The organism is Rhodococcus sp. MS16 (genome assembly GCF_013277795.1).
Lineage (GTDB): Bacteria > Actinomycetota > Actinomycetes > Mycobacteriales > Mycobacteriaceae > Rhodococcus_F > Rhodococcus_F globerula.
The window spans coordinates 65,915-79,497 of sequence record NZ_VBTM01000004.1 but is presented as its reverse complement, the minus strand read 5'-3'; the positions used below and the strand labels follow the sequence as shown (position 1 = coordinate 79,497).

The 13,583-nt window shown below is 62.7% G+C and carries 12 protein-coding genes; 7 read left to right on the top strand and 5 right to left on the bottom strand.

What is annotated here, in order from left to right:
* Positions 1-26: 26 nt before the first annotated feature.
* Together FEZ60_RS09850 and FEZ60_RS09845 are read right to left on the bottom strand one after the other, a co-directional pair.
* The gene (locus tag FEZ60_RS09850; RefSeq protein ID WP_242484540.1) at positions 27-1,484 is read right to left on the bottom strand and encodes an HNH endonuclease signature motif containing protein; all 1,458 of its coding nucleotides are present in this window, start codon (positions 1,482-1,484) and stop codon (positions 27-29) included.
* Positions 1,485-1,671: 187 nt separating this feature from the next.
* Positions 1,672-3,414, bottom strand: a complete 1,743-nt coding sequence (locus FEZ60_RS09845; protein ID WP_033231254.1) for a glycerol-3-phosphate dehydrogenase/oxidase — start codon at positions 3,412-3,414, stop codon at positions 1,672-1,674.
* 89 nt (positions 3,415-3,503) lie between these two features.
* Here FEZ60_RS09845 and glpK point away from each other — a divergent pair, with 89 nt between their 5' ends.
* From glpK to FEZ60_RS09815, 6 genes are all read left to right on the top strand, one after another.
* Entirely contained in the window at positions 3,504-4,994 is a 1,491-nt protein-coding gene (gene glpK, locus FEZ60_RS09840; protein ID WP_141484630.1) for a glycerol kinase GlpK, read from the top strand.
* Between the two features lie 153 nt (positions 4,995-5,147).
* Positions 5,148-6,035, top strand: a complete 888-nt coding sequence (gene phnD / locus FEZ60_RS09835; RefSeq protein WP_172936033.1) for a phosphate/phosphite/phosphonate ABC transporter substrate-binding protein — start codon at positions 5,148-5,150, stop codon at positions 6,033-6,035.
* Positions 6,032-6,832, top strand: a complete 801-nt coding sequence (gene phnC / locus FEZ60_RS09830; protein ID WP_172936032.1) for a phosphonate ABC transporter ATP-binding protein — start codon at positions 6,032-6,034, stop codon at positions 6,830-6,832. The genes phnD and phnC overlap by 4 nt, the downstream gene beginning before the upstream one ends.
* Positions 6,810-7,643 carry a phosphonate ABC transporter, permease protein PhnE gene (gene phnE, locus FEZ60_RS09825; protein ID WP_033231257.1) on the top strand — a complete coding sequence of 278 codons (834 nt, stop codon included), beginning with the start codon at positions 6,810-6,812 and terminating at the stop codon, positions 7,641-7,643. Before phnC ends, phnE begins: the two co-directional genes overlap by 23 nt.
* An 8-nt stretch (positions 7,644-7,651) precedes the next feature.
* Positions 7,652-8,422, top strand: a complete 771-nt coding sequence (locus FEZ60_RS09820; protein ID WP_172936031.1) for a tyrosine-protein phosphatase — start codon at positions 7,652-7,654, stop codon at positions 8,420-8,422.
* A gap of 11 nt (positions 8,423-8,433) precedes the next feature.
* Positions 8,434-9,039: a TetR/AcrR family transcriptional regulator gene (locus FEZ60_RS09815; RefSeq protein WP_172936030.1), complete on the top strand. Its 606-nt coding sequence runs from the start codon at positions 8,434-8,436 to the stop codon at positions 9,037-9,039.
* Here the strand turns inward: FEZ60_RS09815 and FEZ60_RS09810 are convergent.
* Positions 9,024-10,217, bottom strand: a complete 1,194-nt coding sequence (locus FEZ60_RS09810) for a PLP-dependent aminotransferase family protein (RefSeq protein WP_172936029.1) — start codon at positions 10,215-10,217, stop codon at positions 9,024-9,026. The genes FEZ60_RS09815 and FEZ60_RS09810 overlap by 16 nt on opposite strands.
* Before the next feature lie 184 nt (positions 10,218-10,401).
* Complete coding sequence (locus FEZ60_RS09805) at positions 10,402-11,805, bottom strand: NAD(P)H-quinone dehydrogenase (RefSeq protein ID WP_033231260.1); 1,404 nt, start codon at positions 11,803-11,805, stop codon at positions 10,402-10,404.
* Between the two features lie 178 nt (positions 11,806-11,983).
* Here FEZ60_RS09805 and FEZ60_RS09800 point away from each other — a divergent pair, with 178 nt between their 5' ends.
* Positions 11,984-12,454 (top strand): gamma-glutamylcyclotransferase, encoded by a 471-nt coding sequence (locus FEZ60_RS09800; RefSeq protein ID WP_172936028.1) that lies wholly within the window; start codon positions 11,984-11,986, stop codon positions 12,452-12,454.
* 14 nt (positions 12,455-12,468) lie between these two features.
* Here FEZ60_RS09800 and FEZ60_RS09795 read toward each other — a convergent pair whose 3' ends face one another.
* Positions 12,469-13,545 (bottom strand): hypothetical protein, encoded by a 1,077-nt coding sequence (locus FEZ60_RS09795; RefSeq protein WP_172936027.1) that lies wholly within the window; start codon positions 13,543-13,545, stop codon positions 12,469-12,471.
* Between the last annotated feature and the right edge of the window lie 38 nt (positions 13,546-13,583).

Sequence of the window (13,583 nt, the reverse complement as noted above, 5' to 3'; positions counted from 1 at the left end):
CTCTTTTAGTAGATGAGGCGACGAATTCAGAATGGCGGTGGGTCGTCGCCGTAGTCGACGGTTTTGTGGGGCACGCGCTTTCGGGGCGTGGAGATCGGGAACGTTTGCCGGCGTTTGCGATCGGCGTGTTTTGCTGTGCGGTGCTGAATCTTGACACGCCGGAGCTTCCGCTCACCTCGGATGCGGGCAGCTTTGTTCTCCAGTCGTGTTCGTCGCGGTTTGCCGCCTTCCGGTGGCGGCGGTTCCTGTTGGCTGGCGAGTAGTCCGGCAGCTCTGGTGCGGTAGCAATGACCCGTCTGCGAGGTCAGGGTAATGCTGCGGTCCGGGTTCGGGTCCAGTTGCCACTTGCCGGAATGCTTGAGGCGGTGATGGTTGCGGCAGAACGCACTCAGATTCGACGCGACGGTTTTTCCGCCGTTTGTGGGGTTGGTGTGGTTGAACGGATCGTTGTGGTCGAGGTCGCAATTCCAGGCCGGGACATCGCAGTGCGGCCACTGGCAGCTGCCCGCGCTGACCCGCAGCCACGCATCGAGTGTCGCGCCGGGGCGGTACACCAACGCCGATGCCGGCTCAGGTGTCGGTTCAGGTTCAGCATCTGCCGGGACTCGCACTTCCCGAACGTCTGCGTCTTTCGCGATGTCGCGGGCATGCTCAGCACTGATCACCCCGTACCCGTCAAGGTGCGCGGCCTCGTCGCTTCCGGGAGTATCGCCGCCGGCGAAGGTGGATTCGTGCATCACGACATGCACGAGTGGCCGGCGAATGATGACCATGCCGCTGCGGTCCTGCGGGCAATCTCTGCGGTCGCAGTCGCACACCAACACCGTCGAACCACTCACCAAAGCGCCCAACGCATCCGCGCGCCGCTGCTCGTACGTACGGGAATCACGGCGACACACCGACATCGCCAACTCCCGCAACCGGCCATCGAACGCGCGGGCCTGCTCCGCCGGGATGCTGCCCAAGATGCGGGCCATACCGTCCTCGGCGGCGCTGACTCCGACAAACCGATCGGCGAGCGCGCGGCGTCGTCGTTCCCGCATGCCCTCCGGATCGACGCGGGCGACGATCCGGTCGATCGCCGCCGTCAACCGCCGACCCGTCAACCCGGTACCACCGTCCACCGGTGGAGCCAACACCTGCTCGAGCAGCAAGCGTTCGACTTCGTCGATCAGCTCGTCGCTGACATTCGCGGTCGCGGACTCGATCAGCCCGACCCGGTAGAAGTCGAGTTCACCGCTGGCCATCGCCGCACGAGTGCGATGCAACCGCGTCTTCAAAGCAAAACCCAACCCGATGAGCTTCCCGGCCGCGGCGCGCCCCATCGTGAGGACCGCGCCGACCTCGGATTCGGCGAGCTCGTGCGCCGACGACGTCCACGTGCCACCCTCGACATGCTCGGCGCTACGGCGGGTGAAAAACTCCGCCACCACGGCCAGTTTCCGCTCGACCAGCATCGCTTCACATGAATGCAAGTCACTCATAAGATCGATTAGGGCGCAATCGGTTTCGGTACCACTCAGCTGCGCTGAGATACCGAAATTCCCCACCCCCGAATCGAACATGCTCTCACCGTAATCGAAATCCTGTTCGAATTCGAGAGCTCCTCGAAATCAGTCGGAAAAGTCCGATAAGTGAAAAACGCCCACGAACCGCACACAGTTAAAACAACTACACGCGGTCCGCCACCTCGACTACCGGCTCGAGGATTTCCACCCGTGATTCCGGTGCCGCTGCCCTCAGTGCGTCCGCTGCTTCATCGTCGGGCTGAGCCTGTGATTCCACTTCGGCCTTCACCCGCGCACGGTAGGTGTCAACCTCGCGATCGACGGCCTCGGCATCCCAACCCAGCACGGGGGCAACAAGTTCCGCGACTTGCTGGGCGCAGTTGACGCCGCGGTGCGGGTACTCGATCGCAATGCGCGTGCGCCGCGCCAAGATGTCGTCCAGATGCAGTGCCCCTTCTGCGGCCGCGGCATACACTGCCTCAACCTGAAGGTAATCGGGCGCATCGGTGATGGGCTGCAACAACTCCGGAGTCGTGCGACCTAATTCCAACACTTCGGTGATCAAGGAACCGTACCGGTCGAGGAGATGCTTGACGCGGTACGGATGCAGACCGTACGTCTCACCCAACTGCATGGTCTGATTGACCAACGCAAAGTATCCGTCGGCGCCCACGAGCGGCACCTTCTCGGTGATCGACGACGCAACTCGCGCCGGAATGTCCTCGGACGCAACGTCAACCGCATCCTCCGCCATGACGCGGTACGTGGTGTACTTTCCGCCCGCAATGGCAACGAGGCCCGGAGCAACCCGGGCAACGGCATGCTCACGCGACAGTTTCGACGTCTCGTCGCTCTCGCCGGCCAGCAGCGGACGAAGGCCGGCGTACACACCGTCGATGTCGGCGTGCGTCAAAGGCGTCACGAGCACCGAGTTTACGTGTCCGAGAATGTAGTCGATATCGGCCTTGGTTGCGGCTGGGTGCGCGAGGTCGAGATTCCAATCCGTGTCCGTAGTTCCGATGATCCAGTGGTTGCCCCACGGAATCACGAACAGCACAGATTTTTCGGTGCGCAGGATGATCGCCGCTTCACTGACGATGCGGTCACGAGGAACGACGATGTGCACGCCCTTCGACGCCCGAACCCGGAACCTGCCACGCTGACGCGACAGTGCTTGGATCTCGTCGGTCCACACGCCCGTCGCGTTGATGACGACGTGTCCCTTGACCTCGGCGGTCCGTCCGTCTTCACAGTCACGAACACGGACACCCGACACTCGATCTGCTTCGCGTAGGAAGCCGACAACCTGCGTCGACGTCCGGACCACAGCGCCGTAATGCGCCGCCGTCCGCGCGACGGTCATGGTGTGACGGGCGTCGTCGACCACTGTGTCGTAGTACTGGATTCCGCCGGTCAGCGAACTGCGCTTGAGGCTCGGCGACATACGCAGTGCCCCGGCTCGCGTCAGGTGCTTCTGCGAGGGCACCGATTTGGCCCCGCCCATCCGGTCGTACAGGAAGATTCCGGCTGCCATGTACGGGCGTTCCCAGACGCGGTGAGCCAGCGGGAACAGAAACTTGAGCGGCTTGACCAGGTGCGGCGCCAGTGTCGTCAGAGAGAGCTCACGCTCGCGTAATGCCTCACGGACCAACCCGAATTCCAGCTGTTCCAGATAGCGCAGACCGCCGTGGAACATCTTCGATGATCGGGAAGACGTGCCAGACGCGTAGTCACGAGCCTCGACCAACGCGACTTTGAGTCCACGCGTTGCGGCGTCGAGCGCTGTGCCGACACCCACGACGCCGCCACCGACGACGATAACGTCGAACTGTTCACTCTGAAGCTGCTCCCAGGCAGCTTCTCGCTGCTGTGGGCCGAGAAACTGCACACCCTGCTGCTTACTCAACCCGTATCTCCTGTAAGTCGACGACGAATTCGCATCCAGGCTAGTAGCTTCATGCTCATACTGCGACAGCGCACGAACCAAGGAGACATGTGAACCAGTACATCGCCGCCATCGACCAAGGCACCACGTCGAGCCGATGCATGATCTTCGACCACGACGGCGCTGTTGTCAGCGTTGCCCAGAAGGAACACGAACAGATCTTCCCGCAAGCCGGCTGGGTCGAACACGATCCGGTGGCGCTGTGGATGAACACCCGCGAAGTGGTGGCAGGTGCACTTGCCAAAGCCGACCTCACCCGCGCGGACATCGCGGCCGTCGGAATCACGAATCAACGTGAGACAACGGTGGTCTGGGAGCGAAAGACCGGCAAACCTGTCTACAACGCCATTGTCTGGCAGGACACGCGCACCGATCAGCTGTGCCAGGAACTCGGTGGCGACGCCGGGCCGGAAAAGTACCGCGCCCAGACCGGGTTGCCGTTGTCGACGTATTTCTCGGGCCCGAAAATCCGGTGGATTCTCGACAACGTCGACGGGGCGCGCGCGAAGGCAGAAGCCGGCGAATTGTGCTTCGGCACCATCGACACGTGGATTTTGTGGCACCTCACTGAGGGGCAGCACGTGACAGATGTCACCAATGCGTCACGCACAATGCTGATGGATCTGGAGACTTTGCAGTGGGACGAGTCCATCTGCGCGGATTTCGGTATTCCGATGTCGATACTTCCGGAAATCCGCAGTTCTTCCGAGATCTACGGCAAGGGTCGACCTCGGGGCAACCTGGCCGGCGTTCCGGTCGCGGGCATTCTCGGAGACCAGCAAGCAGCCACGTTCGGTCAGGCCTGTCTGTCGGTGGGTGAAGCAAAAAACACCTACGGCACCGGCAACTTCCTTCTCCTCAATACCGGTACCACTCCGGTCCACAGCAAGCACGGCCTCCTGACCACTCTCTGCTACAAACTGGGCGACGCCCCGGCTGTCTATGCCCTGGAAGGTTCTGTTGCCGTATCGGGATCACTGGTCCAGTGGCTGCGTGACAACCTCGGGATCATTCAGAATGCCAAGGACATCGAGGCCCTCGCTGCCACCGTCGACGACAACGGCGGCGCCTACATCGTCCCTGCCTTCTCCGGTCTCTTCGCGCCGCGCTGGCGTCCCGATGCTCGCGGCGTCATCGTCGGACTGACCCGCTTCGTGAACAAGGGTCATCTGGCCCGGGCAGCACTCGAAGCCACCGCGTATCAAACCCGTGAGGTCATCGACGCCATGCGCGCCGATTCCGGCGTCGAACTCTCCGCCCTCAAGGTCGACGGAGGCATGGTTGTCAACGAGACCCTGATGCAGTTCCAGTCCGACATTCTCGGAGTGCCGGTCATCCGTCCCGTTGTCAACGAGACGACCGCGTTGGGCGCTGCCTACGCTGCCGGTTTGGCCGTCGGCTACTGGTCCGATACCGACGACATCCGCCGCAATTGGGCCGTCGGCAAGACGTGGGAGCCCGACATGGAAGAGTCCGAGCGCGCCCGCCTGTACGCGGAGTGGAACAAGGCCGTCGAACGCACGTACAACTGGTCCGATTAGTCGAGTTCGGTGGGGCGCCGCGCGCCCCACCGAAAGCCGCTCCAACTGTTCACCTGCGCGCAATTACGAGTACAGCGTTCTCGTAATTCCGATACAGACACCGATGGTTTCGTAACAGGCGTCAAACTCCCCCGCCTTTTCGGAAGGTCCATCATGCGTGCTCGAGTCGGTATCGCCGTCGCGTTGACTGCCGTCGCTTCACTCGCCCTGTCCTCGTGCTCCACCGAATCCGAAGCCTCGTCTGCGGATTCGAATCAGATCATTTTTGCCACGCCTCCCGGCACCGATGACGTCAAAGAGCTCGCCATCATGACCGACGTCGCCGACATGATGGGAACCGCGACCGGCAAAACCGTCAAACACGAGTCGCCGGCGGACTACCTCGGCGTCGTAGAGGCTGTTCGGAACGGATTTGTCGACGTCGCCGTCCTCAGCCCTTTCTCGGCCGCCCTCGCATTCAAGACGGGAAGCGTCGAGCCCATCCTCGCCTGGAACGGGGCACCCGATCCAGCGTCGTACTGTCTGGCCAAGTCCGACAGCACAATTCAATCCGTCACCGACATCAAGGGACATCAGGTCGCCTTTGTCGATCCGGGATCGACCACTGGCTACTTCATGCCGAAGGCAATGATGGCCGAGGCGGGCCTCACCGACGGAACCGACTACAAGAGCACCTTTGCCGGCGGACACGACTCTGCAGTTCTCGCATTGATGAACGGGAACGTCGACGTTGCCTGCACCGCGCGCCAGCTCTACACGTCGTTCATAGCCGGTGGCATGTTCACTGCCGACGACGTCCGGATCGTCGGCCAAAGCGCACCCATCCCGGTTGGTGTTTCCATTGTCGCCCGCAGCGGCCTCGATTCCGAGACTCGTGACGCGATCAAGGACAATCTCCCGGCAATGCTCTCGGCGAATCCCGAAGCATCGAAGATCCTGGGCGTTGGCGGCACGTACACCGCCGATCCCGACTTCTCGGTGTACGAACCGTTGGTCACGATCGCGGAAGCCGCCGGAGTCGACCTGGACAACATCCGATGACAGCGCCGGTAATTCGCCCGCCGCGCTCGTCCGTAGTTTCGCCGCCGGTGGTCGCTGGACGCAACATCCGAGTCACGTTCGGCGACAACATCGCCCTCGACGGCGTCGACCTCACCGTTCGCCCCGGTGAAGTAGTCGGTTTGCTCGGCCACTCGGGATCCGGCAAATCGACATTGATGAAGACACTGACCCGCCTCACCGACTTCACCGCCGACGAATTGACAGTTGCCGGCCGAGACGTCGCGCAGCAGAACGGTTCCGACTTACGTTCTCTGCGTTCGGATGTCGGCTACGTCTTTCAGCACTTCAATCTGGTACCGCGACTGAGCGCCCTGACCAACGTCTTGACCGGCGGTCTGTACGACGCCGGTGCGGTCAACCTGATCGGCGGATTCGGACGCACCCAACGCGTCGAGGCTCTCGAACTATTGCGCCGAGTCGGATTGGAAGGCAAAGCATCTCAGCAGAGCCGGACACTCAGCGGCGGTGAACAGCAACGCGTAGCGATCGCGCGCACTCTGATGCAACACCCGACACTGATCCTCGCCGACGAACCCGTCGCCTCCCTCGATCCACGACTTGCCGGAACCATCCTCACCTTGCTGAGGGAGATTGCCCGCGAACGTCAGGTTCCGGCGATCGTCAGCCTTCACGTCGTCGGCCTCGCGAGAAAGTACACCGATCGCGTCATCGGCCTGCGGGACGGACGCATCGTATTCAACAGCCGTGCAGAAGAACTCAACGAAGAGGCGGTGAGCACGATCTATGGTGAACATGCAGACATCATCGAGCAGTAAGCGCGAACAGACGCAGGCTATGTCGAAGGAAGCCGAACGCCTCGCCAAACCGTGGCGTCTACCCTCCCCTCGCAGCGGGGTCGGTCTGATCGTCATTGCAGTGGTCCTCGCGTGGTCGTTTGCCGGCGCAGACGCCGACCCCGCGCGCCTGGTTTCCGGTGTACCCAACATGGTTGATTTTGTCTCGCGACTGTTCCCGCCGACTTTCGACAAGTTCGACGTCATCGTCACCCTGCTGATCGAAACGCTCCAGATGGCAATTGTCGGAACGCTGGTAGGCGCGGTTCTGTCACTGATCCTCAGTTTCGGTGCGGCATCGAACATCGCCCCGAAGTGGCTCTACGGCATATCCCGGGCGATCCTGAACGTCTTGCGCTCGATCCCCGAACTCATCTACGCCCTGATGTTCGTCTCCGCTGTGGGCCTCGGCCCGTTTGCCGGTGTGCTTGCCATCGTGGTCGGCTCCCTCGGCTCGATCAGCAAGATCTACGCCGAGGCGATGGAATCGGTCGATCAAGGTCCACTCGATGCCTTGAGTTCCGCGGGAGCCGACAAACGGCAGATCATCGCCTACGGAGTTCTGCCGCAAGCAGCACCCCTGCTTGTCAGCTACACCCTGCTCCTCTTCGAGGGAAATGTCCGCGGTGCAACAATTCTCGGTCTCGTCGGTGCCGGTGGTATCGGTTTGGAACTCACCACGGCCATGCGCATGTACGACTACGGGCACCTGAGCACCATCATTCTGAGCATCATCGTGCTCGTCACCGTCATCGACCGAATCAGCGCGATGATCCGCGCCCGACTGAGCTGAGAAAAACCATGACCAACGTACTCTCGTCCCCCGAACTGCTCGACCCGGTGAACCTGCGCGATCTTGCCGCGGTGCCAGTGGCAAGCGGATACATTCGCGAATCTGTCGCCTTCCGCAGCGACGACGTCTCACACCTGTCGACGGAATACGCCGATTCACTGTGGAACAGGGGAATCCGCACGGTGATCGATCTACGGTCCCCTGGCGAAGCGGCATACACCGGGCGCGGCCCACTCGCTGCTCACGCTATCGCCTATCACCACATTCCACTCGTCGCCGAGGTCGCCGCTCCCGCCGCCATGAATCAGGCGCTGCCACAGGTAACCACTCCCGATCACGTCGGCCAGTGGTATGCGGACCTTCTGGAATCCGCGGCACCTCAACTCGCGACAGGTCTGACCGTCCTCGCCCTGAGCCCCGGCGGAACCGTATTCCACTGCGCCGCAGGCAAGGACCGCACGGGGGTGTTTGCAGCGGCGCTGCTCAGTGCAGTCGGCGCGGACGCCGACGCCATCGCAGACGACTACGCCCGCACCTCGGCTGAACTACCCCGCCTGCATGCGCGGGTCCAGATGATCATGGGCGGCTTCCTACCGTTCGACTTCGATGCGGACAGCATGCCCAGTGGCGCCATGATGGGCGCCGAGCGTACCTCCATGACCGTCATGCAGCGCACACTCGTGCGGCGCCACGGGGACGTTCTGGCGCCGTTGCGTGCGGCCGGACTCAGCCAGGAACTGGTCGAGCTCTTGCGCACGAAAATGCTTGCAACACAGTGATACTCGAGAACGTGACAACACCGGAAACGCCGCGCGGACCCGGTCGCCCCCGCGATACCGCCGTCGAAGAAGCAGTCCTTACCGCCACCATCGAATTGTTGACGGAATTCCCCAGCGCTGACGACGTGACGATCGCCGCCATCACCACTCGGTCCGGAATTTCGCGCGCCGCAATCTATCGACGATGGTCGAGCCGCGAGGAACTCCTGGCGGCAGCGCTCGACAGCGTCCGATCCGAGGTGAAGACAACCTTCACCGGCGATCTCCGCGTCGACCTTGCCAATTCCTTTGCGGTCGGCATGGTCGACGTGACCGGCGCGTCCGGTGACCTGGTTCGTAAACGCATCGTTCTCGGATTGCAGAACGACAAGGTCCGCGAAGCCAGCTGGCAGCAACACGTCTCACGGCGCCGCGTCCACCTGACGGAAGCAATGTCCGAAGCGCAGGCCGCAGGCACCTTGGACTCCTCGGTGGACACGGATGTCCTGATCGACCTGATCGTGGGAATGTCCTACTACCAGTTTGTCGTCCGCGGACCGTCCACGGCCGACGGGGCCGACGATCGGGTCCGTGCCGCAATCGAATTGCTGTGGCGCGGAGTTCAACCCCGAGACTGAGCGGAAGCATCACGGAAGGCGTCGCACAGTTTCCGTGCGGCGTCTTCCAGCACTGTTTCCGGATACGTCGCAAAACACAGTCGGGCCGATAGGCTCAGGTCTGCGTCGACGCCGAATGCGGCACCGGGCACAAAGGCAACACCATGCTCGACGGCAACATCGAGAACCGCCGCAGTGTCTACGGGTTCAAGGCTCTCCATCCAACAGAACATACCGCCGCGCACGAGCGAGAATCGTGCGCTGTCGCCGAAGCCGGCCTCCAAGGCACTGACAAGAGCCTTCGCGCGGTTGCCGTAGGACGCCCGCAACTTGTCCAGATGAGCGTCGAACCACGCGGTGTCCGAGAACAAGTCGGCCGCAATCTGTTGAGTGAGCGACGACCCGCACAGATCTGCACCCTGTTTGATCAATTCGACCGCTTCGCACACGCGCCGGTCACCGTGCAGCCAGCCGACACGCAGGGCAGGAGCCAGCACCTTGGACGCACTGGACAGTCGAATCACCCTGTCCGACAATGCTGCGACCGGAAGCGGCGGCGGCCCGTCGAAGTACAGTTCCCCGTACGGGTCGTCCTCGAGTATCCAGAAGCCGTACGTATCGGCAAGTTTCGCGAGGTGCGCGCGACGTTCGAGCGAAAGAACGGACCCGCGCGGATTGTGAAAGTTACTCACGGTATGAACCGCTTTCGGGCGAAGTCCACCCGCAAGCTTCGCTTCGAGAACGTCGGTATCCATGCCGTCCGCGTCGACCGGGACGGCGGCCAGGCTTGCCTGCGCAGTCCGAAAGACCTGCAGTGCGCCGGTATACGCCGGATCTTCCACGACAACGGTGTCACCGGCGTCGAGCAATACCTGAGCCAGCAAACTCAGGCCCTGTTGGGAACCATGCGTGACCACCACGTCGGACGATTCGAGTGTGCGGCCGATCTTGACGGATTCGCGGGCCGCAATGACCTCACGAAGGTGTCGCAACCCCGAGGTCTCACCGTACTGAACGGACGACGCATCACCGAGAGCGTCGGCAGCTGCCTGTGAAATGCGCTCTCGGGGAATAAAATTCGGATCCGGCAAGCCGCCGGCCAAACTGATCACGTCAGGGCGAGCAGTCAGGGTGAGCAGGTCACGGATTGCAGAACTACGGAGCCCACCCATACGAGCAGACAGCGCGGCGTGTTTCATAGAAACTCCCAGGCACGCAAAAAGAAAGATCAGAGGAAAAACACCCTGAGCCGCCGAGGGGTCTACGGGGCGGGGAGAGCGCCGTGGTACCGATCCATGATTCGACCGGTACCACGACTATCCCACCATCACGCCAATATGTGAAATCGAATTCTCAGATTTCGGGAAACCACATTACGGAAAATCAGTCGAGGTCGTCGTGACGCATGAGCTGACGCGCCGCCTCGGTGATCGAACCGGTCAGCGACGGGTACACCGAGAACGTCTGGGCCAGGTCGTTGACGCTCAGGTTGTTCTGCACGGCCATCGCGAGCGGCAGGATCAACTCGGATCCATTGGGCGCGACCACAACTCCGCCGATCACGACACCCGTTGCGGGACGGCAGAAGATCTTCACGAAGCCACGACGCAGTCCGGACATCTTGGCGCGCGGGTTGGTGTTGAGCGGCAGCATGACGGTACGAGCCGGAACTTCACCGTTGTCGATTGCAGCCTGCGTCACACCCACCGTTGCGATCTCGGGACGTGTGAACACCGCCGACGCCACCGTCTTCAACTTGATGGGGCTCACGCCTTCACCGAGTGCGTGGTACATCGCGATGCGGCCCTGCATGGCGGCCACGGATGCGAGCGGGAGCAGGCCAGTGCAGTCACCGGCAGCGTAGATACCCGACACCGCGGTGCGGGAGACGCGGTCGACGCGCAGGTAGCCGCCCTTGTCGAGCTCGATGCCGACCTTGTCGAGACCGAGTCCGTCGGTATTCGGAACCGAGCCGACTGTCATGAGGGCATGGCTGCCCTCGACCGTGCGGCCGTCGGAAAGCTTGACGATGATCCCGTCCTCGGTGCGCTCGACGGCATCGGCGCGCGCGTGCTTGACCAGGATCACGCCGCGCTCGGCCAACGCGTCTTCGAGCACGAGGGCCGCGTCGGCATCCTCGCCCGGGAGCACTCGGTCACGGCTGGACACCAGCGTCACCTTGACGCCCATCTCGGTGTACGCGGACACGAACTCGGCACCGGTCACACCGGAACCGACAACAACGAGGTGCGAGGGCAGCTCTTCCAAGTCGTAGAGCTGACGCCACGTCATGATGCGCTCACCGTCCGGCTCCGCGCCCGGGATGATGCGGGGGCTGGCGCCGGTCGCAATAAGGACTACGTCGGCAGCGATGGTGCGCTCCTCACCGTCGGCGAGGGTCGCCCGCACCTGGTGTGTCGCCAATCCGAGTTCCTGGTCCGTCAGTTCTGCGGTGCCGGAGAGGACCTCGACACCAACCGTCTGCAGTCGAGCGCGAATGTCCGAGGACTGGGACAGCGCAAGCGCCTTCACACGGGCGTGAATCTTGGGGAGCGACACCGACGCCTGCTCGGGATCGAGCGTGATTCCCAAATCGGATGCGCGACGCATGTCGGTGCGGATTCCGGTCGACGCGATGAACGTCTTCGACGGCACACAGTCGAACAGGACACACGCGCCGCCGACGCCGTCCGAATCGACCAGGGTGACGGTTGCGCCGTGCTGGGCAGCAACCAGCGCTGCCTCATATCCGGCAGGTCCGCCGCCGATGATCACGATCCGGGTCATGTGTCCTCCAAGTCGTCAGGCGACCGGCAGGGGTCTCCCGCCAGTCCATATACCTCATGTACAGCACGCGTTGGTCACGCTATTGCAGCGATCGAGGTCGCGCAGTGCTTGTACCAGATTACTAGCGTCCGGTGGTCCGCTTCGCGTCACCCTCGCACCACCGTTTAGGCTTGCGCCCGTGTCGATTTATGCTGCGTACGGTTCCAACATGCACCCCGAGCAGATGCTGTTGCGCTGCCCACACTCCCCCATGTCGGGAACTGGATGGTTGCGTGGCTGGCGCCTGACCTTCAGCGGCGAAGACCTCGGCTGGGAAGGCGCTCTCGCCACAGTTGTGGAAGACCCGAATTCCAGCGTTTTCGTAGTCCTCTACGACGTACCGGAAGAGGACGAGGTGAGCCTCGACCGCTGGGAAGGCGCCGAACTCGGACTGCACCGCAAGATCCGGGTACGTGTCGACACCACGGACGGCGCCGTTCTGGCCTGGCTGTATGTCATGGACGCCTACGAAGGTGGTCTTCCGTCCGCTCGCTACATCGGTGTGATGGCCGACGCAGCCGAGATCGCGGGCGCTCCGGCCGACTACGTCCGGGAACTGCGGACGCGAAACAGCCGGAACGTGGGTCCCGGAAACGGTTTGACCGACTAATCCAGATTGACCGACTAGAGCAGCAGGAAATAGGCCAGCACCGCGAGCGCGATGATCGCCGCTACGGTGGCAACTGCGATCACGATGCGCGTGGAGCCGGACTTGCCGGTCTCGGTCTCCGCAACCGCCGTACCTTCTGCCTCCGCAGTGGCAACCTGTGTCGCTTCGGCCGACACGGCAACCCTCGGGACGTTGTCGAATACTTCGGTGACGTCATGTGACGGCGGCAGTCCGATCGGCACGATCTTGTGCGACGTCGACGTGAAACCGGCTGCAAGAATTGCCGCACCGAGCGCTGCCGACTGTTCCGGACCAGGTCCGAGTTCACAACGGACATTGAGCTTTTCGGCGACCCCAACGGCAATGGCCGTCATCGCTGCCTTGTCGCCCGCCATGTCACCGTCGCCTGTCACGACAACGGCGTCGAGGTTTTCCGGCATCCATCCGAAGGCGCCGAGCGCCGTTGCGATTCGTGAACTCGGAGAGCTGCCGTCGCCGGCAAATCCGAATGCGCGGCCCGCGGCAACACCCGAACGCACCAGGGTGACAGCGGCTCCGGTGTCGTCGACGTGATAGATCCCGATGAGCGTTCCGGCCAGCGCGGCGATTTCCGATTCGAACCACGCCGACACCGCTTCGGCGTCCGATACCAAGGTGACCCGTTCGAGGCCCGCGTAGACCAGTGAATCGCGCAGGATCGCCGCCGTCGAGGAATCCCAGCGTGACGGGTACGTCGCCACGATGTCGGGCGCGCCGCCGTCCTTACCCCCACGATCGGGCAGCGGCTCGCATTCCTGTAGCAGACAGCGGATGGACGTTGCCACCAAATCTTCAGCGCGATAACGGGTATCAGCGGTTCCGGCAACACCGCTCGGATCGCCGACGCGGGCGACAAAGCCCGTCCAGCTTTCTGTGAACTCGCGGCCGCCGCCCAACTCCGACTCGCCGCCGAGCACGGTGGTGCCGTCCTTGCGCTGATTGAGAACCGTATCGCGAACGATTACCACCGGATCAGCCGAACCTGGATCGTTCGACGCGACCACTGCCGTCGACACCACTGTGCCGATTCGCACTCCCACACCTATGGACATGCCCGTACCTTCACTCGAACCTTACGAAAAACGGTGCC